Annotated in this window: 21 protein-coding genes; 8 read left to right on the plus strand and 13 right to left on the minus strand. The window is 69.8% G+C overall.

Annotated features, from left to right (window positions below; genetic code table 11):
• Positions 1 to 32 precede the first annotated feature (32 nt).
• From FN821_RS09485 to FN821_RS09495, 3 genes are all read left to right on the plus strand, one after another.
• Positions 33 to 1,058 (plus strand): glycosyltransferase family 2 protein, encoded by a 1,026-nt coding sequence (locus FN821_RS09485; protein WP_131172368.1) that lies wholly within the window; start codon positions 33 to 35, stop codon positions 1,056 to 1,058.
• Between the two features lie 89 nt (positions 1,059 to 1,147).
• Positions 1,148 to 2,113, plus strand: coding sequence for a hypothetical protein (locus FN821_RS09490; RefSeq protein ID WP_131172369.1), 966 nt, complete (start codon positions 1,148 to 1,150; stop codon positions 2,111 to 2,113).
• 39 nt (positions 2,114 to 2,152) lie between these two features.
• Positions 2,153 to 4,099: a hypothetical protein gene (locus FN821_RS09495; RefSeq protein WP_131172370.1), complete on the plus strand. Its 1,947-nt coding sequence runs from the start codon at positions 2,153 to 2,155 to the stop codon at positions 4,097 to 4,099.
• Positions 4,100 to 4,102: 3 nt separating this feature from the next.
• Here the strand turns inward: FN821_RS09495 and ygfZ are convergent, their stop codons facing one another.
• Both ygfZ and FN821_RS09505 read right to left on the minus strand, forming a co-directional pair.
• On the minus strand, positions 4,103 to 5,047 hold the full coding sequence (gene ygfZ / locus FN821_RS09500) for a CAF17-like 4Fe-4S cluster assembly/insertion protein YgfZ (RefSeq protein ID WP_131172371.1): 945 nt from the start codon (positions 5,045 to 5,047) through the stop codon (positions 4,103 to 4,105).
• A complete protein-coding gene (locus tag FN821_RS09505; protein ID WP_131172372.1) occupies positions 5,044 to 5,538 on the minus strand; it encodes a heme-binding beta-barrel domain-containing protein in 495 nt (164 codons plus the stop codon). The genes ygfZ and FN821_RS09505 overlap by 4 nt, the downstream gene beginning before the upstream one ends.
• 132 nt (positions 5,539 to 5,670) lie before the next feature.
• Here FN821_RS09505 and FN821_RS09510 point away from each other — a divergent pair, with 132 nt between their 5' ends.
• Positions 5,671 to 6,354 (plus strand): sortase family protein, encoded by a 684-nt coding sequence (locus tag FN821_RS09510; RefSeq protein WP_131172373.1) that lies wholly within the window; start codon positions 5,671 to 5,673, stop codon positions 6,352 to 6,354.
• Between the two features lie 50 nt (positions 6,355 to 6,404).
• On the opposite strand, the gene FN821_RS09515 is transcribed toward FN821_RS09510, so the two are convergent.
• Together FN821_RS09515 and FN821_RS14690 are read right to left on the minus strand one after the other, a co-directional pair.
• The gene (locus tag FN821_RS09515; protein WP_241660190.1) at positions 6,405 to 8,312 is read right to left on the minus strand and encodes an ATP-binding cassette domain-containing protein; all 1,908 of its coding nucleotides are present in this window, start codon (positions 8,310 to 8,312) and stop codon (positions 6,405 to 6,407) included.
• Positions 8,309 to 8,872: a CD3073 family putative ECF transporter S component gene (locus FN821_RS14690; RefSeq protein WP_241660187.1), complete on the minus strand. Its 564-nt coding sequence runs from the start codon at positions 8,870 to 8,872 to the stop codon at positions 8,309 to 8,311. Before FN821_RS14690 ends, FN821_RS09515 begins: the two co-directional genes overlap by 4 nt.
• 99 nt (positions 8,873 to 8,971) lie before the next feature.
• Here FN821_RS14690 and FN821_RS09520 point away from each other — a divergent pair, with 99 nt between their 5' ends.
• On the plus strand, positions 8,972 to 9,547 hold the full coding sequence (locus FN821_RS09520) for a CD3072 family TudS-related putative desulfidase (protein ID WP_131172375.1): 576 nt from the start codon (positions 8,972 to 8,974) through the stop codon (positions 9,545 to 9,547).
• A gap of 20 nt (positions 9,548 to 9,567) precedes the next feature.
• On the opposite strand, the gene FN821_RS09525 is transcribed toward FN821_RS09520, so the two are convergent.
• From FN821_RS09525 to FN821_RS09555, 7 genes are all read right to left on the minus strand, one after another.
• Positions 9,568 to 11,022, minus strand: a complete 1,455-nt coding sequence (locus FN821_RS09525) for an aldehyde dehydrogenase (RefSeq protein WP_131172376.1) — start codon at positions 11,020 to 11,022, stop codon at positions 9,568 to 9,570.
• 94 nt (positions 11,023 to 11,116) lie between these two features.
• Positions 11,117 to 11,341, minus strand: a complete 225-nt coding sequence (locus FN821_RS09530) for a tautomerase family protein (RefSeq protein WP_131172377.1) — start codon at positions 11,339 to 11,341, stop codon at positions 11,117 to 11,119.
• Entirely contained in the window at positions 11,341 to 12,138 is a 798-nt protein-coding gene (locus FN821_RS09535; protein ID WP_131172378.1) for a 2-keto-4-pentenoate hydratase, read from the minus strand. Before FN821_RS09535 ends, FN821_RS09530 begins: the two co-directional genes overlap by 1 nt.
• Positions 12,138 to 13,220, minus strand: a complete 1,083-nt coding sequence (gene dmpG, locus FN821_RS09540) for a 4-hydroxy-2-oxovalerate aldolase (RefSeq protein WP_131172379.1) — start codon at positions 13,218 to 13,220, stop codon at positions 12,138 to 12,140. Before dmpG ends, FN821_RS09535 begins: the two co-directional genes overlap by 1 nt.
• On the minus strand, positions 13,217 to 14,281 hold the full coding sequence (locus FN821_RS09545; protein WP_131172380.1) for an acetaldehyde dehydrogenase (acetylating): 1,065 nt from the start codon (positions 14,279 to 14,281) through the stop codon (positions 13,217 to 13,219). Before FN821_RS09545 ends, dmpG begins: the two co-directional genes overlap by 4 nt.
• 1 nt (position 14,282) lies before the next feature.
• The gene (locus FN821_RS09550) at positions 14,283 to 15,074 is read right to left on the minus strand and encodes a 2-keto-4-pentenoate hydratase (protein ID WP_131172381.1); all 792 of its coding nucleotides are present in this window, start codon (positions 15,072 to 15,074) and stop codon (positions 14,283 to 14,285) included.
• Positions 15,075 to 15,192: 118 nt separating this feature from the next.
• Positions 15,193 to 15,996 carry an IclR family transcriptional regulator gene (locus tag FN821_RS09555; protein WP_131172382.1) on the minus strand — a complete coding sequence of 268 codons (804 nt, stop codon included), beginning with the start codon at positions 15,994 to 15,996 and terminating at the stop codon, positions 15,193 to 15,195.
• A 76-nt stretch (positions 15,997 to 16,072) separates the two neighbouring features.
• On the opposite strand from FN821_RS09555, the gene FN821_RS09560 reads away from it, so the two are divergent.
• Positions 16,073 to 16,846: an IclR family transcriptional regulator gene (locus tag FN821_RS09560; RefSeq protein WP_206662071.1), complete on the plus strand. Its 774-nt coding sequence runs from the start codon at positions 16,073 to 16,075 to the stop codon at positions 16,844 to 16,846.
• 106 nt (positions 16,847 to 16,952) lie between these two features.
• Here the strand turns inward: FN821_RS09560 and FN821_RS09565 are convergent, their stop codons facing one another.
• The gene (locus tag FN821_RS09565; protein ID WP_131172384.1) at positions 16,953 to 17,375 is read right to left on the minus strand and encodes a GlcG/HbpS family heme-binding protein; all 423 of its coding nucleotides are present in this window, start codon (positions 17,373 to 17,375) and stop codon (positions 16,953 to 16,955) included.
• 116 nt (positions 17,376 to 17,491) lie between these two features.
• Here FN821_RS09565 and FN821_RS09570 point away from each other — a divergent pair, with 116 nt between their 5' ends.
• Complete coding sequence (locus FN821_RS09570) at positions 17,492 to 17,686, plus strand: hypothetical protein (protein WP_131172385.1); 195 nt, start codon at positions 17,492 to 17,494, stop codon at positions 17,684 to 17,686.
• Positions 17,687 to 17,707: 21 nt separating this feature from the next.
• On the opposite strand, the gene FN821_RS09575 is transcribed toward FN821_RS09570, so the two are convergent.
• Positions 17,708 to 18,241 (minus strand): VOC family protein, encoded by a 534-nt coding sequence (locus FN821_RS09575; protein WP_206662072.1) that lies wholly within the window; start codon positions 18,239 to 18,241, stop codon positions 17,708 to 17,710.
• Positions 18,242 to 18,316: 75 nt separating this feature from the next.
• On the opposite strand from FN821_RS09575, the gene FN821_RS09580 reads away from it, so the two are divergent.
• Positions 18,317 to 19,606: an IS256 family transposase gene (locus FN821_RS09580; protein WP_131172386.1), complete on the plus strand. Its 1,290-nt coding sequence runs from the start codon at positions 18,317 to 18,319 to the stop codon at positions 19,604 to 19,606.
• Positions 19,607 to 19,700: the final 94 nt, after the last annotated feature.

Here is a 19,700-nt window from a genome sequence, read left to right on the forward strand (position 1 = left end):
CCCGGCACAGGCGGCGTCCGTACGTTCGGACCATGACAGCCGAGGCTCGCAAGCGCATCTCCTTCGTGGTGCCCTTCTACAACGAGGGTGTCAACGTCGACCTGTTCCACGGCACCATCAAGGTGACCACCGCAGCACTCCCCTACGACCTCGAGTTCGTCTACGTCAACGACGGCTCCGGCGACGACACGTTCGCCCGCCTCCGGGCGATCCAGGACGCCGACGCGCGCGTCACGCTCGTCAACTTCTCGCGCAACTTCGGCCACCAGAAGGCCATCACCGCCGGGCTCGACTACGCGACCGGCGACGCCGTCGTCATCATGGACGCCGACCTGCAGGACCCGCCGTCCGTCGCGCTGGAACTCATCGCCCGGTGGGAGCAGGGCTACGAGGTCGCCTACGCCCAGCGACGCACCCGCAAGGACGGACTCTTCAAACGGGTCACGGCGTCCGCCTACTACCGACTGCTCGCCCGCATCGGCGACGTGGACATCCCGCGCAACACCGGCGACTTCCGCCTCATGGACCGCAAGGTCGTGGACGAGATCAAGAAGTACCGCGAGCACGACCGCTACATGCGCGGCATCGTGGCGTCGCTGGGCTTCAACCAGATCGCCGTGCCGTTCGACCGCGACGAGCGCCTGCACGGCGAGACCCACTACCCGCTGCCCAAGATGATCAAGCTGGCGGTGGACGGCGTCCTCGGGTTCTCGACCTTCCCGTTGACGATCATGACCCGGGTGGGCGTCGCGGTGTCGCTGTTCTCGGTACTTTGGATCATCGAGGTCGTCCTGCACAAGCTGTTCTTCCCGGGCGACCTCGTCCAGGGCTGGTCGCTCACGATGATCGCGATCCTGTTCATGGGCGGGATCAACCTGCTGATGTTGGGGGTCCTGGGCAGCTACATCGGCCGCATCTACCGCGAGGTGCAGGACCGTCCGATCTACACCCTCGACGGCGTCTACCGGGCTGGGGAGGCCGAGCGCGCGCGTCCGGCGATGGTCCCGACCCAGCACAGTTCGCCGCTGACCCCTGCGTCGCCCGCGAGCGCGGCCTGAGTTGTTCAATGCGGCAAAGGTGGCGCCTAGGGCGCAACTGATGCAGCAGTGACGAGGCGGACGCCGCGGCGTCCGGCAGGATGGGCGCCATGCCGATCGCCGACGAGTTGTACGCCGGGGACCCCGCCGAGTTCGTCGCCCGCCGCGATGCCCTCGTCAAGCAGGCCCGGGCGGACAAGGACCGCGCGCTCGCCGACGCCCTCAAGGCGCTGCGGCGTCCGACCTTCGGGGCCTGGTACGTCAACGTGGCTTCGCGGGCGCGCCTCACGTCGCTGGTGGAGTTTCTAAAACTCGGACGCCAGTTGCGCGCCGCCCAGTCCGCGCTGGACTTCAAGACGGTCGTCGCGCTCGGGCCGCGGCGCGCCGAGCTGGAGCGGCGCGTCCTGTCGGACCTCACCGCTCACCTCGCGCACCTCGGCATCACGGCCAGCCCGGCCGGGCTCGAGGAGGTCCGGTCGACGCTGCGGGCTTCATTGTCGGACGCCGACGCCGCGGCGGCCGTGGAAGCCGGCCGCCTCGACCGGCCGCTTGCCTACGGCGACCTCGGGAGCGCGTTGGGCGCGGCGGCCGAGAGTCTTGGGCACAGCGTGGTTGTCGATGCCGACAATGGCCTCGAAACACCCCCTGGAGACGATCGAGAACCACGCGGTACCGAGACTGGGCCGGCGGAGCCTGTTGGCGCGCCGGTGGCTGAGCCTGTCCAGGTCCCGATGGCTGAGCCTGTCGAAGCCCTTCGCAACGCACTCGACAAGACCCTTCGACCAGCTCAGGGAACGACCCCGGCGAGCAGCCCGGTGGACGCGCCCGCCAAACCTCCGGTGGAGCCTGTCGAAGCCCCGGCGGCTGGACCGGCACAGCAGCGGGCACAGCGAGCCCTCGCCCAGGCCGAGGGACGCGCGGCCGCAGCCCGCGGCGTCCTGGCTGCAGCCCAGTTCCGACGCGACGAACTGGCGTCCGCGCTGGCCGAAGCCGAGCAGGACCTGCTGGCGGCCGAGGACGACGCCGAGGCCGCCGAGGCGGAGGTCGAACTCTGGCGCTCCCGCGCGCTTCGCTAGGCTCGGGAACGCCCCCTCGACCGCGTGACGGAAGGACTCATGACGACGCACACCCCCGAGAACGGACGTGCGACGCGGCGTCCGCCCCTCACCGACGTCGCAGGTGCCGCGGTCGGCGCCGTCGTCTACGGGCTGCTGGCCGCCACGAGCGTGCTGCCGGGCGTGGTGCTGATCGGGCTGCTGGTGATCAGCGCGTTGACGATCCCCTCGGCGCACGGCCTGGCGGCCCGGGTGCTGCGCATGGTGCCGATCCTGTCGGCGTTGTGCTTCCTGACCTGGATGGTGCCCAGCCCAGCGATGCCGCACGGCGACCTGATCGCGGCCGTCATCGGTGGCGCGCTGGGCTACTGGATCGCCCGCGTCGTCCGCGAGGGGTCGCAGCGGCGTCTGCTGCCGCGCATCAACATTGCCGATCTGGTGGCGGTGCCGGGCGTGGCCGCGCTCGCGACCGCGAACCTGTCGTACATGGTGCTCGCCCCCGATAGCCGGGCCGCCTTCGCCTACTGGAGCTTGCAGTGGGACAACTCGTCCCATTCGTTCATCGACGTGGCGATGCGGCACAACGGCGTCCTGATCCGGCACCTGCCGCCGGCGCCGGACGGCACCAAGTACAGCTTCACCGAGTATCCGGCGGGCTACCACGCGACGGCCGAGGCCTTCATGACCTACCTGCTCGGCCACGCGCCCGCGGACGTGGCGACGGAGCTCCTGGCCTTCGTCCGGATCACCGGCTTCCTCGGCGTGGTGGGCGCGGTCGTGGCGGCGTCCGCGGTGGCGTCCCTGATCGCCGTCCGGCGCAACCAGTTGACCGCCAGCATCGGCGCCGGGCTCGCCGGGTCGGTCATGATCGCCGGACCGGGCTCGCTGGGCATGGTGGACGCCCACTACAACTTCCCCTTCACGCTCGCCATGGTCATGGTCGTCATGAGCACGGTGGTGAGCATGCCGCGCGTGTTCAACGCCTGGCGTTTCTCGCTGCTGGTCGCGGCCGTGACCGTCGCCGCGGGCAGCTGGCTGCCGATGGGGGCGCTCGCCGGACTGATGGCGTGCGCCATCGCGCTTCCGATCGAGCGCCGGCGCTGGCTGGGCACCCGGATCGGCATCATCACCTGCCTGGTGGTCGCCGCGATCGGGGCCGCGGTGTGCCTGGTCCAGGTGCTGTGGGTGGTCCAGGCGATCCCGCCGAGCTTCGCGGACGCCCCCGGCGGCATCTCGCGCGTGCTCGCTCACCAGTTCACGTTGGCGGTGGCGTTCGTCCTGTTCGGACTCGGCTGGGCCGTGTGGCGCGGCGGACGCCACGGGCTGCGCCGGGGCGTCCGGTTGCGGTTCGGAGTGGTCGGAGCGGCACTGCTCGGTTTGATGGTCGTGTACGTCGTGCTGGCTCTCGGGCAGTTCTACGAGTTCGGCCAGGTGCGCTACTACCCCGCCAAGCTGCAGGACGGCTTCGTCGTGCTCGCGTCCGTGTACTTGGCGATGGCGGTCGCCCTGATCGGCGGCTGGTTCCCGCCGCGGGCTGGCTTGCAACTCACCGGACGCCGCCTGGTGGCCGCCGCGGCCGGCGTGATCGCCATGTTCACGTTCGGGCTGCCCATCCAGGGCCCGGTGGCGGGCGACGACATCCCACCGATGCCGGGCACCATCCGCAACCAGGTGAAGGACCGGCCGGGCTTTGCGTCCGCCATCGCCGAGTCCGGACGCCTCGCCCCCGACCAGTACGCGATCGTCGCGCTCGAGACCGACCCCGGAAACGTGCTGCGCGACAGCGTGCTGGCGGCGTCCATTCGGGGCACCTACTCCAACGGGACGTCCGCGCTCCTGGTCGACATGCTGAACACCAAGGCGTCCACGTCGGTCGGCATGGCGGGCCCGCTGCGCGAGCCGATGATCAAGGGCAAGGTCGTGCTGTTCACCACCCCCGACCAAGAGGCCGCCTACCGGACGGCGCTGCTCGGGGTGCCCGCGGACGCCATCCGGGTCATCCGCTGATCGCTACTTGAGCCGGCGCCCGGGCACCTCACCCGGCAGCGGTCCCGGACGGAAGTGCAGCCCGACCTCGGGGTCCACGATGACTTCCTGGGACGCCGCGACGCCCGCGGCGTCCAGGGTGGTGTCGACCGGGACGTTGCGCTTGACGAGCCCGAGCGCGATGGGGCCCAACTCGTGGTGAATCGCAGTCTGGCCGAGGCGTCCGACCACGACACCGGACGCCGTCAGCGGAGTCCCCACGTCGGGGATCTCGCCGGTCGAGCCGTCCAGGTGCAGGCGCGTCAGCCGACGCGGCGGACGCCCCATGGTGAAGGTGCGGCCCACCGTCTCCTGACCGCGGTAGCAGCCCTTCTTCAGGTGGACGCCCATGCCCAGGCGGTCGCCATCGGGCATGAACAACTCGTTCGGGATGGTCGCCTCGTCGGTGTCGACGAAGATGCGCGGGTGGCCGGCGGCGATGCGCAGCGCGTCCATGGCCCAGGTACCCGCGAGGACGCGTCCGGCGAGGGCGTCCGGGATCTGCTCGCGGGGAATGATCCGCATGGCGTCCGTGGCGACCAGCGCCCGCTCGGGCGCCAGTTCGACCTCGATCTTGGACGCGAACCGCAGGCGGTTGAACTCGGCGACGAGCGCCTCGCCGCGTCCGGGCTCGGTGTGGGCCCAGAACGTCTCGCCGTCGTCAATGCCGCCGAACGCGGCCAGGATGCGTCCGGTGTGGTCGAGCATGAACGCCGTGACGTGCTCGCCGGGGGTGATGGCGCGGAAGTCCTGCGACGTGATGGCGTGCAGGAAGGTCAGCCGATCCGGACCCGTGATGCGAAAGGTGGGGCGATGCGACAGGTCCATGCCCGCCTCGCCGCGTTCGGCGGCCCGCTGCTCGCCGAGCGGATCGCCGTAGTGCCAGACCGCCCCGGCGTCCGGGCCGGCGCTGTTGAGAACGGCGGTCATCGGCGCTCGAGCGTCGCCCAGATGTACGGCCGCAGCGGGACGTCGTCCGTCGCGCGGTCGAAGCTGTACATCAGCTTGCCGTCGACGTTGCCGTAGAGGCGGCGTCCGGCGGTGTAGGCGACAGGGGCGTCCTGGGTGCGGATCACGGCGTCCGATGTCAGGTCGACGCGACCGGGCTGCAGCTTGCCGTACAGGATCTCGGCGTAGCCGTCCGGGCCGCACATGACGACCTCGACCTCGGCCTTGGCGTTGGCGCGCCAGAAGCCGGTCTCGATGGTGAGCGGCGCGAGCGGGCGCCCGTCGTCGTCGATCGTGAAGGTCTGGCTGATGTAGTGCAGGTAGTCGCCGCCGTTCTCGACGAAGTCGACCTGCTGGCCGAACTGCGTCTTCTCGAGCCCCGGCCACTCGCGGTAGCCGGTGCCCTCCCAGCGTCCGCGCAGCCACGCCAGCCCGGCGAGGGCGGGGTTGAGGTCGGCGGGGATCTCGAACATCTGGGCTCCTTCACGTGCGGCGGACGCGTCCTCGCATCGTAACCGTGGCCTCCGACAGATTGTTCCGCGGGTGCCCCGGCGTCTGAGTCGGCGGTCGTCGGCGATACTGGACGCCGACCACCGGGAGGTTCCGTGACGATCCAACGCTTGACCGGCTGGGCCTGCGCGCTCGTGCTGCTGGCTGGCTGCCAAGCGGCGCCCGGACCAGCACCGTCGTCCGCGCCCGCCGTGCCCCCGAGCGTTCCCACCGTGAGCATCTCGGACGCCTCCGCGACTGCCACGCCGTCCCCGGGCGCGACCACCGCCTCACCGACGCCCGCACCGACGCCGACGGCGTCCAGGAGCGCGGTGGCGGCGGGCGAGATCATCAAGCTGGAGGTGCCCGAGGTCGGGTTCGCCCAGCCGGTCACCCCACTCTCGAGCGTGAAGATGGGCAACGCGATCAACCCGCCGCTGGCTGCGCCCGGACGCCCCAGCGTGCCGGTCCGCGTCTCTGACAAGGGCGTTCAGCCGTCGAGCACGGCCAACGACACCACCTACCTCGGCTGCCACACCAGCGCGAAGCACGGCGCGGACCAGTACCCGTGCAACGTGTTGATCCGGTCGATCAAGGCCGGGTCGACCATGCTCGTCACCACCGACGCCGGCACGCTCACCTACACGGTGACCAAGACGCGGTCGATCCCGAAGGGCCAGTTCGCCTCCGACGCCGAGACCTGGGGCATCGTGGGCAAACGGCTCGTCTTCGTCGTCTGCGACATCGTCGACGGCACCGGCAACGGCGCCAACTGGGTGATCTACGCCTCGGTGGCCTGACCGACGTTGACTGGCGGAAGAGCTCTCGCTGAGCGAGACCAATTCCGACACTAATCGACGAGTACGCCGTCCTCGAGCCGGACGACCCTCGTCGCGGCCGCGATCAGCCGCGGATCATGCGTCGCGATCAGGGCTGCCGCGCCGGCGTCCAGGTGGCTGTTGAGGGCCGTCAGGAGGACGCCGACCGTCGCGGCGTCCAGGGTCGTGGTGGGCTCGTCGAGGAGCAGCAGGCGCGGGTGTCCGGCCAGCACGCCGGCCAGGGCGGTGAGCTGCCGGACCGACGCCGGGGTGTCGTGCGGATGCTCGTCGGCCACGGCCGTGAGCCCGAGATGGTCGAGGGCTTCGAGGGCGGACGCCTCCGCCTCGGCTTGCGTCCGGCCGCGCAGGGTGAGCGGCCATGCGACCTCGTCGCGGATCGTCCGGCGGCAGAGTTGATCGTCGGGGTTCTGCCAGAGCAGTCCGACCTCGGACGCCCGCCGCCAGACCGGCTCGCGGGTCGCGTCGCGGCCGAGCAGAATGACGCGCCCGGCGTCCGGGGTGAGCAGTCCGGCGATCGACTTGAGCAGCGTCGACTTGCCGGCGCCGTTGGGTCCGACGAGGGCCACGGACTCGCCTGCGCGCACGGCCAGGTCGATCCCCTCGATGCCCCCGGACGCGTAGCGGTGCGTGAGATTCTCGACGGCGAGCACCACCTCACCCGGCGTGGCCGCGCGGCGGGTGGGGGCATCCGGCTCGGGGGTCGGGACGCCGCGGCGTCCGGCGATGAGGTGCAGCTCGGACGCGTCCGGCGGCAGCTGCGCCCGATCGCGAACGGCGATCACGGACGCGGCCCCGCGCCGGGCGGCGGCGTCCAGTTCGGCCCGGACGAGACCCAACCCGGACGCGTCCAGAGCCGCGAACGGATCATCAAGCAGCAGGCCATCCGGCTCGGTCAGGAGCGCGGCGGCCAGGGCGACCCGCTTGCGTTCGCCACCTGACAAGGTGTGCAGCTGACGGTCACCCATCCCGGCGAGCCCGAAGCGATCGAGCGCCGGCGCCAGGTCGGCGTCCGGGTCGACGAAGGACAGCTCCTCGGCGACGGTCGAGAACAGGGTCACGTCGTCGGCGAGCAGCAGTCCGGTCCGCGCCGGACGCGTCACAGAGCCGGCCACGCGAGCCTCCACGACCTCCCCGACCACCCCCGCGAGCGCGAGCAGCAGCGTCGTCTTGCCCGAGCCGTTACCGCCGGTGACCCACAGCTGACGTCCGGCGGGGGCGTCCAGGTCGATGTCCTCGACCGCCGGACGCGCCGCGAACGCGTGCGTCACCGACAGCCCGGACGCCCCAAAGCCGGAGGCCGCGGCGTCCGAGGGCTTCGGCGTCCGGATCGACAGCAGCGTCGCCATGTCGCGCGCCCGGACCAGCGCCTTGACGACCACCGGGATCAGCACCGCCAGGTACGCGCCGGCCTTGGCGCGCCACGAGCCGGTGAGCCGCAGCCCGCGCGACTGTTGGGCGTCGAGGGTGACGGCGAGCTGGCGCCTGAGCACCGGGATCACCGCCAGCGTGAGCGCGAGCATGACGCCGAGGTCGCGGTTGAGGCGTCCGGCGGCCTGAACGAGCGTCCGGGTGGGCGTCGTCGCGAGCAGCAACGCGAACGCCGTCACGAACCCCAACAGCCGGATCGCGATCACGCCGCCCTGCTCCAGCCCGTCGGCGCCGAAGATCCACCAGCGGGACGCCCCCGGCCGCGCCCACGCGTACACCAGCGGCAGGCTGAGCGCGATGACCAACACCGGACGCCAATACGCCAGCACCGCACGCAGCCGCCGCAGCGCGGCCGCGAGCAGCAGCAGGACGCCGACCTCCGCCGCCAGCAGCCGCCAGTCGGGCGTCAGCGCCAGGACGGCACACGCCGCCAGGACCAGTGCCAGCCGGACGCCGACGCGAGGCTCGGCGTCCGGCTTGGACGGGGTCAGGCCGAACCTCGGGGTCCGGCGGACAGGCCCTGGAGCGAACGCGGGAGAGCCTTGAGCACGAGCATGACGACCACGACGGACAGCAGCTTGTCGACCAGGTTCGAGCCCACGCGCGGGATGAAGGCGGCGGTGAAGATGTCGGCGCCGGCGCCCATCAGGCCGGCGACGAGAATGTCGATGCCGCCGCCGGTGAGCCCGCCGTAGACGTAGGTGGCGATGACGGTGCCGACCAGCGGGGCGACCACGGCCAGGATCGCTCCGACGATGAGCACGACCGGCAGCTTCTGAAAGCCGAAGCGGCGGGACGCGAAGCCCACGATGAGGCCGACCAGGATGTTCACGATCGCGAACCAGGCGTCCATGGGGCTCTGCAGGCTGGCCAGGACGTTCGACAGGCCGCCGGTCAGCGCGCCCCACCACGGGCCCAGGATGGCCGCGGTGAGGATCGTCCCGATGGTGTCGAGGAAGACGGGCAGCTTCAGGGTCGAGGCCAGCAGCCCGCCGACGATGTTGAGGGCGATGCCGACAGGCACCATGGCGAGGCCCACGTTCTTGTTCACGCGACATCCCTTCGAGCTGCGTCCGCGTCGCTGCGGACGAGCGAATCACTTTTGGTTAGCATTCGGATGCTAGCGCGCGACAGCGGATGAGGAGGACGCATGGACATTCCCGAGCTGACCGGCGTCTCGGATGCCCGCGGACGCCGCATCGTCCTGATGAGCCACTGCCTGTTGAACGCCAACTCCCAGGTCGAGGGCCTGGCGACGTGGTCGGCGATTCATCCGGTGGTGCTGGCGCTGGGGGCGTCCGGGGTCGGCATCATGCAACTGCCCTGCCCCGAGCTGTTGGGCTGCGGCATGCGGCGTTGGGGCCAGACCCGCGAGCAGCTCGACTTCCCGGGCTTCCGTGCCCTCTGCGATCGGCTGGCCGACGATGCGCTGGCGTCCGTGGTCGAGTTCCAGCGCTGCGGCTACGAAGTCCTGGCCTGCGTCGGCATCGACGGGAGCCCGTCGTGCGGGGTCAACCATTCGGCGTCCGGAGCCTGGGGCGGCGAGCCGGAGCCCGCCGCGTGGGCGTCCACGGTGTCCGTGGTCGGGTCCAGCCCCGAGCCGGGACTCTTCATGGCCGCGCTCCGCACGAGACTGGACGCCGTCGGCGTCCGCTTGGTCCCGGCGCCGGACGCGAGCAACCCGGCCGCCGTCGCGGCGCTGGTCACCGACCTGACCCAGCGCTGAGACCAAGAAAGCTGGGTTGATCAGCCCTTGATCGTCCGATCGATCTGCATGACCACGGCCTTGGGCTCGGTGAAGAACTCGCGGGAGAAGTTGCCGCCCTCGCGTCCGACACCGGAGTCGCCGACGCCGCCGAACGGCGTCCGCAGGTCGCGGATGAAGAAGCAGTTGACCCACACCGTGCCGGCCTTCAGCGCCGACGCGACGCGGTGCGCCCGGGACAGGTTCTCGGTGAAGATCATCGCGTTGAGCCCGTACCGGGTGTCGTTGGCCATGTGCACGGCCTCGGCCTCGGTCGAGAACTTGTTGACGATGCAGACCGGACCGAAGATCTCCTCGCAATACGGCGCGGCATCCAGGGCCAGTCCGTCGGCGATGGTCGGCTTCACGAGCCACGAGCCGTCGTCCGCGACCCCGCCGGTCCAGATCTTGCCGCCCAGCTCCTCGATCTGGTGCACGTAACCGGCGACCTTCTCGAAGTGCTTGCGGCTCGACAGCGCCGAGAAGCGCGTCCCCGCGACCAAGGGATCGCCGATCTTCAGCTCCTCGGCCTTGGCGACGAACCGCTTCATGAACTCGTCGTAGATCTTGTCCTCGACGAACAGGCGCGACCCGGCGAGGCAGATCTGGCCCGCGTTGCGGAAGATCGACTCGACGGCCCAGTAGACGGCGTTGTCGAGGTCGGCGTCCGCGAACACCACATTGGCGCCCTTGCCACCCAGCTCCAGCGAGACCGGGGCCAGGTGATCGGCGGCCGACTTCATGACCATCTTGCCGGTCTGCGACGAGCCCGTGAAGGTGACGCGGTCGACGTCCCAGTCGGCCGTCAACGACGACCCGGCCGGGGCGCCGTGGCCGTTCAGCACGTTCAACACACCCGGCGGGAAGCCCACCTCGGCGGCCAGACGGCCGAGATGCGTGACGGACGCCGGAGTGTCCTCGGACGGCTTGATGATGCACGTGTTGCCCCAGGCGATCGCGGGCGCGATCTTCCACGACGCCATCATCAGCGGGAAGTTCCACGGCGAGATCGCAGCGACGACGCCGGCCGGTCCGAATTCTGAGTAGCAGTGGTGGCCGGAGTCCATCGGGTAGACCTCGCCGCAGTGATCACGCTGGTGGTCCGCAAAGAAGCGGAAGTTCCACACCGAGCGCGCCACGTCGTGCTTAGCCTGCTCGAACGGCTTGGACATGTTCTTGGCGTCGTAGCCCGCCAGCTCGTCGACCTTCTCTTCCATCTTGTCGGCGAGCTTGTGGATCCAGTTGGCCCGCTCCGTCCGGCCCATCTTCGGCCACGGCCCGTCGTCGAACGCCTTGCGCGCCGACACCACCGCGCGCCGGGCGTCCTCGGCGGAGCCCTCGGCCGCCTCGGCCCAGACCTCGCGCGTCCACGGGTTGAAGACGTCGAACCGCTCGCCGTTGAGCGACTCGACCTCTTCGTTGTCGATGATGTGTCCGAAGAACTCCTTGTCAGCCATCAGTTGACTGCCTTTCATCAGTGAGTACAGCGAGGTTCAGCTGGGACGCCGTCGGCGCCGATCGGACGCCGCACGTCGGCGTCCGACTTGGTTGTCAGGTGGACGCCGACGCCGCGGCCTGGGCGGCGCGGCGCTCGGCAAGGGTGACGTCGCCGGCGGCGAAGTGCTCCGCCGGGACTTCGCGCAGGATGACCCGCACCGACTCGATCGGCGCGATGCCGGTGTCGACGGCGGCCGCGGTGAGCGCGCTGATGAGGGCGCGCTTCATCTCGGGCGTCCGGTGCGGGGCCGGTGTCAGGGTGACTTCGATGAGCGGCATCAGGACGCCTCCGGCGCCGTGCCGCCGTTGAAGAACACCGAGCCCAGCGACGTGAAGTGGCAGGCGACGGACGATCCGGGCGGGGCGAACACGGCGTCCGTCATGCCGCCGGTCAGGATGACCCAGCCGGCCTCGATCGCGAGCCCGCGCTTGGCGAGATCGTTGGCCGCAAGCGCGAGCGCCTCGGCCGGGTGCCCCATGATGGACGCCCCCGTCGCCGAGTCGACGATGGCGCCGTCGACCTCGACCAGGACGGCCTCGGTCGACAGGTCGACGCTCTCCGGGGGCAGGGCCACGGGTCCGGTCATGTACGCGCCCGAGGAGGCGTTGTCGGCCACCACGTCGCCCGCGAGGAACTTGAAGTCGCGGTACCGGGAGTCGATGATCTCGGCCCCGCCCAGCACGTGCGACACCGCGGCCAGCGCCTGGGCGCCGGTCACGCCGGGACCCTCCAGCCGGTCACCCATGATGAACACGAGCTCGGGCTCGATGCGCGGATGAATCAGCTTGTCCTGGGGCACCGGCAGGTCGGCCGGCAGGATCATCGCATCCGTCAACCAGGCGACGAACGGGGTCTTGACGCCCATCCGCTCCTGCTTGGCGCGCGAGGTGAGCCCCAGCTTCACGCCGATGAGCTTCTCGCCACGCTCGAGCCGGCGGCGCAGGGTCTCGTCCTGGATCTTGTAGCCCGTCTCAACGTCGAGCTCGGGCCACTCATCGGTGAACTTCACCCGGTCGCGCCGCTCGGCCTCGCAGGCCAGCAGCTCGGTGGCGACCGAGTCGATATCCCAGCTCATCACTTGGCTCCCACGATGTTCGGATCGGATTCCTCGTTCAGCAGTTCGAGGGCCACGTCGATGATCATGTCCTCTTGGCCGCCCACATAGCCGTGCTGGCCGACCCGGGCGAGGATCGCGTGCGTCGGGACGCCGTAGCGCTCGGCCGCCCGCTCGGCGTGCTTGAGGAACGACGAGTACACGCCGGCCTGGCCCTGGGTGATCGAGCCGCGGTCCATGTAGGGCAGCGCGGGCAGGATCGGCCGGACGACGTTCTCGGCGGCGTTCAGCAGCTGGTCGACGTCGAGCTCGGTGTTGATGCCCATGTTCTCGAAGACGACACCGAGCACCTCGGTGGGGCTGTTGCCAGCGCCGGCGCCGAGGGCCGAGAGCGCGCCGTCGATCTGGCGGGCGCCGGCCTGCCAGGCGAGCAGCGAGTTCGCCACGCCGAGCGACAGGTTCTGGTGGCCGTGGTAGCCCACTTGGGCGTCCTTGCCGATGCGGTCGACGACCGCGGCGACGCGGTCCTTGGCCTGGTCCAGGATCAGCGCGCCGGCCGAGTCGACGACGTAGACGCACTGGCAGCCGGCGTCCACCTGGATCGCGGCCTGCTCGGCCAGCTTCTCCGGCGACACCCGGTGCGAGAGCATCAGGAAGCCGACGGTCTCGAGGCCGAGGTCACGTGCGGCGCCGAAATGCTGGTAGCTGGTGTCGGCCTCGGTGCAGTGCGTGGCGACGCGGATCACCGAGATGCCGGCGTCCACGGCCCGCTTGAGGTCCGCGACGGTGGCGACGCCCGGCAGCATCAGCGCGGCGATCTTGGCGCGCTTGGCCTCGTCGGCGGCCGCCGCGATGAGCTTCAGCTCGTCGGTGTGGCTGAAGCCGTAGTTGAAGGACGCCCCGCCCAGGCCGTCGCCGTGGGCGACCTCGATGACCTCGATATTGGCGTCGTCCAGCGCCCGGACGATGGAGCGAACGTGCTCCTCGGTGAATTGATGGCGCATCGGGTGCGAGCCGTCACGCAGGGTGGTGTCGGTGATCCGGACCTGACGCTTGGTGCCGACGGCGTCCGTGGTCGTCCGCTCCTGGATGTAGCTGCTCATGCCTTGACCTCGTCCTTGCTCGTGTCGTGCGCAGCGGCCTGCTTGAGGGCCCGGGCGGCGGCGCTGCCCGGCAGCGGCGCCTCGGTGGCTGCCCGGAACTCGACGTGCTGCGGAGTGCCCTTGACCGGATTCGCGATGCGGTACTCCATCAGCAGATCGCCGATGTGCGCCGCCGCGCTGGTGATGATGTCGAGGTTGCCGGCGTAGTCGGGCAGGTAGTCGCCCGCCCCGACGACCTCGAGGAAGACCGCGACGCGGGCCAGCCCGCCCCAGATGTCGCGGGGCGCGTCATACTGCGGCTCGGACTTCAGCGAGTAGCCGGGAACGTACTTCTGCACCTCGGCCACCATCGTCTTGATGGACGCCGTCAGCTCGTCCTGCTTGGGTCCGGGCTCGGCGTACTCGGCCGGGATCGCCACGAAGACCGTGTTGCGCATCTTCATCGGCGGCTCGACCGGGTTGAGGATGATGATCGCCTTGCCGCGATCGGCGCGGCCGACCTCCTCGATCGCCTTCGCGGTCGTCTCGGTGAATTCGTCGATGTTGGCGCGGGTGCCGGGTCCGGCGCCCTTGCTCGACAGGGACGCGACGATCTCGGCGTACGGCGTCCGGCCGGTGACCCTGGTCACCGCGTAGACGATCGGGATCGTCGCCTGGCCGCCGCAGGTGATCATGTTCACGTTCATGGACGACACGTCGACCTGATCGGACACGGCCGGGCTGCAGAACGGGCCAACGGCCGCCGGTGTGAGGTCGATGGCGACGATGCCCTTCTCGGCGAGGCGCGGGGCGTTGGCCGCGTGCGCCTTGGCCGAGGTGGCGTCGAAGACGATGTCCGGGAGCTCCTCGGTCGGCAGGCTCAGCAGCCAGTCGATGCCACCAGCGGACGCCGTCACGCCCATGCGATCGGCGCGCTTGAGGCCGTCCGAGTTCGGGTCGATGCCGATCATGTACTTCGGGGTGATGTGCTTGCTACGGCGCATCAGCTTGAACATCAAGTCGGTGCCGATGTTGCCGGAGCCGATGATCGCGGCCGTCGTGGGCCGACCCTTGAACGTCATGTCAGTTCTCCTTGGCGAAACGGGCGGTGACGCTGCCGAGGGCGCCCCAGTTGGCGACGAAGGTGTCGCCGGCGGCGATGGGCTGCATCTTGGTCACCGAGCCCGGCAGCACGACGTGGCCCGGCTCGAGGGTGACGCCCGACGGGCCGACCGTGTTGGCCAGCCAGACGAGCGAGTTGATCGGGTTGCCGAGGACGGCCCCGTTGGCACCGGTGCCGACGATCTGGCCGTTCTTGAGCAGAGTGCAGCCGACGAGACGCAGGTCGACATCGGTCAGGCGCGTCGGGCTGCCGCCCAGGATCACGCCACCCGAGGACGCGTTGTCGCTAATGGTGTCGATGATGCCGATCTTCCAGTCCTTGATGCGGGAGTCGACGATCTCGAGCGCCGGCAGCACGAAGTCGACGGCCTGGATGGCCTCGGCGACCGTGACGCCCGGACCCTTCAGCGGCTTGCCCAGCACGAACGCCACCTCGGGCTCGATCCGCGCCTGCAGCCAGCGGTCCATGGGGATCGGCATGTGCTCGAGGAAGAAGAAGTCGTCCAGCAGGTGCCCGAAGTCAGGCTGATCGACGCCCAGCTGGTTCTGCATCGCGGCCGACGTCAGGCCGACCTTGTGGCCCTTGACGATGCGTCCGCCGGCCAGCATCTGATCGATCTGCAGCTTCTGGATCTCGTAGGCGTCTTCGAACACGATGTCCGGGTACGTCTCGGTGAGAGGCGCGATGGGCTGCCGGGAGGCATAGGCGCCCAGCAACTCCTTCGCGGCTTGGGCCTTGAGGGACGAGTCCACGGGGCAACTCCTTTGTGTCGTGGCTGGTCGCCCCGGCGCCGAGGCGTCCGGGGTCTTTGAACGGTATGCCCGCATGGTGGACGGGCTCTGGGCTTGTTCCGCGCCCGGGAACGTACGGCTAACCGGTGCCGACAAGCCGCGAGACGCGCGCTGCGGCGGCCGGCAACAGGCGCGAAATCCGGTCCGTCCCGGAGACGACGGACGCCGTCGGCCCGGCCACGACCAAGGCGCCGACGGGGCGTCCGGACAGGGTGCGAATCGGGGCAGCGAAGCCACTGAGACCGGGCGCGACCGAGTCACGGGACGCCGCGACGCCGCTGCGCCGGTAGCCCTCGATCGCGTGATCGAAGTCGGCGACGGCCTTGGACGCGAGGGGCCCGCGGGTGGCGGCGGCCTGCACCCGCAGGCGGCGCTCGACCGCCGGGTCGAGGGCGGCGATGGCGCGTCCGAGGGCGGTGGCGTGGGCGCGGCGCCGGACGGACTCCTGCGCGAGGAGGGCCGAGACCGCCGGGTTGCCGACGAAGTGCGGGTAGACGGCGCTCTCACCGTCGAGCATGCCGATGAAGACCGACTGACCCGTGGCGCCGTGCATGCGCTGCATCTCGGGCAGGGCGAGGGACGAGAGCGACATCCGCGACTGGGCCAGGTGGCCGAGGGCGAACAGGTGGACGCCGAGGCGGTACTGCCCGGTGTCGGGGTTCTTCTCCACGACCTGGCGCGCGGCCAACGTGGTGAGAAGTCGGTGCGCGCTGGACTTGGCGATGCCGAGCCGGCGGGCGATCTCGCTCACGCCCACCTCCGGCGTGGTGAGGAAGCAGTCGAGCACGTCGAGCGCGGTGGTCACCGACTGGAGCGTGTCGGAGCGGGGGGTGGTCCGCTCGGGGACGGGCAAACCTGTTTGGAAGTCGATGACGGCGGTCATTCGTTTCCTCCCTCGCTACGGTGCGAACTTGGTGGCTTGGGTAGACATTCCCCTAGGCGGAACAGAGAATCAATGCGTGCCTCCCACTGAGCGGGATACCCCGGTCTCCGTCCTCGAACGCGCAGCGACGTTGCTCGAGAGCTTCAACACGGAGCGTCCGACCCTGTCGTTGGCCGACCTGACCCGCGCCACGGGCCTGGCCAGGTCGACCACCCACCGCCTCGCCGAGGACCTCGTCAAGCTCGGCTGGCTGGAGCGGTCGGCCAAGGGCTACCAGCTCGGGATGCGCCTCTTCGAGTACGGCGAGCTGGTGCCGCGGCAGCGCGACTTCGTGTCCGTGGCCCTGCCCTACATGGAGGATCTTCGGACGGCCACCGGCGCCGCCGTGCATCTCGCCGTCCTGGACGGCACCGAGGTGGTCTACCTGCAGGTGCTCGCGTCCAAGGCGGCGCCCCGGATGAACTCGCGGCGCGGAGGCCGGCTCCCGGCCCATGCGACCGGGGTGGGGAAGGCGATCCTGGCGTTCTCGTCGCCGGAGACGGTGCAGAAGGTGATCGACACCGGGCTGCCGCGGCTCACCCCCCGAACGATCTCGACCGCCGGGCAGTTGAAGCGCGAACTCGGCGCCATCAGGGCGTCCGGCATCTCGTACGACCGCGAGGAGTCGAACCCTGGCGTCCTGTGCGCGGCGGCCCCGATCATCGGCCCGGACGGAGTCGTCCGGGGAGCCCTGTCGGCGTCCGGCTTCGCTCGCCGCGTGGCGCCCCGGATGGCGCCCGCCGTCCAGACCTCAGCACTCGCCCTGACCCGCGATCTGGCCAGACAAGTCTGGGCGTTGCCGGAGCGATAGGGGCTTCGACAGGCTCAGCCACCGGACCCGGGCCCTCCTCGACGAGGGCTCACGCCAAACCGGGACGATTCGAGTCCACTGCCCGATCCCTGAGCTTGTCGAAGGGTCAGGCCAGGGCGTCGGCTCCGGCTTGGGCGACGAGGGCGTCCTCTTCGGCCGAGCCGCCGGAGCAGCCGACCGCGCCGACCAGGACCCCGTCGACCTTGATCGGGACGCCTCCGCCGAAGATCACCAACCGGTCGCGGTGGACGATCCCGTTGAGCAGCGCCGGCTCGTCTTTGATCATCCCGTACCAGGCGTCCGTCGGGATGCCGTGGAAGGCGACCACCGTGTACGCCTTGTCGCGGGCGATCCCCATGCTGAGCAGCGCGGCGCCGTCCGGACGCAAGAACGCGAGCTCGTTGCCCGCCGCATCGCAAACGGCGATGTTCACCGGGACGCCGAGCTCGAGACTCGTGGCGTGGGCAGCGTTCAGCGCCTTCAAAGCTCCGGACGCCGTGAGCGTCCGGACGGTCGTGGTGTCGGTCATGAAGATCCTTTGGTTGGTGCCTGGTAGTGATCGTGGTCGGTGCCGAGGAATCATCGTGGCTAGTGCCGAGACTGACCGCGACACGGCTGACTGGGTGCTCGACGTGCCGGAAACCGATGTCGACAACCGAAACATCGAGCACCCAGTCGGGCCTCATCGCCGGGCGAAGCCTCGCGACGCCACCGGCAAACGGGCTAGCCGGCCGGCGTCCGATCAAAACGGTCGGCTGGCGTCCGGGAAAGCGCCCGGACGGCGTCCGAGCAGAGACGGCCGGACGCCGGACGCAAGGTGCGCGTCCGGCGTCCAACTGAATCGGGTACTGCGGGTAAGGCTTACGTCCAGACGGTCGTGAAGGCCTCGTTGAGGACGCGGTCGTGGTAGAAGATGCCCTTCGCCAGCTGATCGGGGGTCCAGACGACGCACGGACGATCCGGGTACGCGCGGTAGCCACCGGCGAAGACCTCGTTGCGGTTGCCCGCGGGATCGAAGAAGTAAATCGTCTCGCCACGGGTGATGCCGTGACGGGTCGGGCCGATGTCGAGGGAGATGTCGTCCATCGAGATGATGTCGGCGGCGCGAAGCACCTTCGACCAGTCCTCGAGCTGGAACGCGAAGTGGTGCAGCTTGCCCTGGACGGGGCCACCGAGGATCGCGATGTCGTGGATCTTCTGACCGGCCGATAGCCACGTCGCCATGCACTGCTCGGACTCGAGCTCAGGCTGAACGCGCTCGGTCGGGTAGAAGTCGAGGACCTCCTTGAAGAAGCGCTCGGACAGGGTCGGATCCTGGCAGACCAGCAGAGCGTGGTCGGAGCAATGATCAGAACCTGTGGATGGTCCTCGGCCGGGTGACGTGAAGGAGCGCACCTTCCCGAGGATGATCTGAAGTCCAAGTAGCTCTGATCGACCGGCGTTGGCTCGCTGGTTCAGGAAGGTACGCCCATGCTCACGGTAGTCCACGAGGAGAACCAGGCCCAGCAGCACGTTCCGGCGGGGGTGGGTGGATCGTTGTTGGACGAGTTGGTCCGTGACGGTGCCCGGCAGATGCTCGCGGCGGCGTTGCAGGCCGAGGTTGCCGCCTATATCGAGGCACACGCCGACCAGCTCGATACCGACGGCCGGCGGTTGGTGGTTCGTAACGGCTCCCATGGGGCCCGGCAGGTGGCCACCGCTGCCGGTGTGGTGCCGGTCCAGCAACCGAGGGTCAACGACAAACGCATCGATGAGGCGACCGGGCAACGGATCAGGTTCTCCTCGGCGATCCTGCCCGCCTGGGCACGTAAGTCGCCGCAGGTGGCCGACGTGCTGCCCTTGTTGTACCTCCACGGCTTGTCATCGGGTGATTTCGCCCCCGCGTTGGAGCAGTTCCTGGGCTCGGCCGCCGGCTTGTCGGCGGCGACGATCACTCGGCTCACCGCCCAGTGGCAAGACGAAGCGACCACGTTCGGTAAGCGCAGCCTGGCCGGGGTCGACTACGTGTACGTGTGGGTCGACGGCATCCACGTCAAGGTGCGTCTCGATCAAGACAAGATCTGCCTGCTGGTGATGATCGGGGTCCGTGCCGATGGCCACAAGGAACTGATCGCGCTCGCTGACGGCTACCGCGAATCGGCCGAGTCGTGGGCCGACCTGCTCCGCGACTGCAAACGCCGCGGCATGCGTGCCCCGGTGCTGGCCGCCGGGGACGGTGCTCTCGGGTTCTGGAAGGCCGTCCGGGACGTGTTCCCCGACACCAAGGAGCAACGGTGCTGGTTCCACAAGACTGGCAACGTCCTGGCCGCCCTGCCGAAGTCGGCCCACCCGAACGCGAAGAAGGCCCTCGCCGAGATCCACCAGGCCCAGGACAAGGATCACGCGATCACGGCGGCGAAAGCGTTCGCCGCCGAGTACGGCGCCAAGTGGCCCAAAGCCGCCGCGAAGATCACCGACGACCTCGACGTCCTCCTCGCCTTCTACGACTACCCCGCCGAGCACTGGATCCACCTACGTACCACGAACCCGATCGAGAGCACCTTCGCCACCGTCCGGCTACGGCAACGGGTCACCAAGGGCCCCGGCTCGAGAGCCGCCGGGATCGCGATGGCGTTCAAACTGATCGAAGCTGCCCAACACCGCTGGCGGACGGTCAACGCCCCCCACCTGGTCGCCCTCGTCCGTGCCGGCGTCCCCTTCACCAACGGCAAACAGGTCGAACGGCCCGACCAATCGAACACCCAACCGAACGCCGCCTAGGAGCCTGCTGAACAAGGCGTCTATCTGACGGCGGGTTGGTCGTGGGTGGCGGGTGGGTCGCCGTCGCGGCTGTCGAGCGGCGAGGGTGAGTCAG

Origin of the sequence: Propioniciclava tarda, assembly GCF_900182665.1 — a bacterium.
GTDB classification, from domain to species: domain Bacteria; phylum Actinomycetota; class Actinomycetes; order Propionibacteriales; family Propionibacteriaceae; genus Propioniciclava; species Propioniciclava tarda.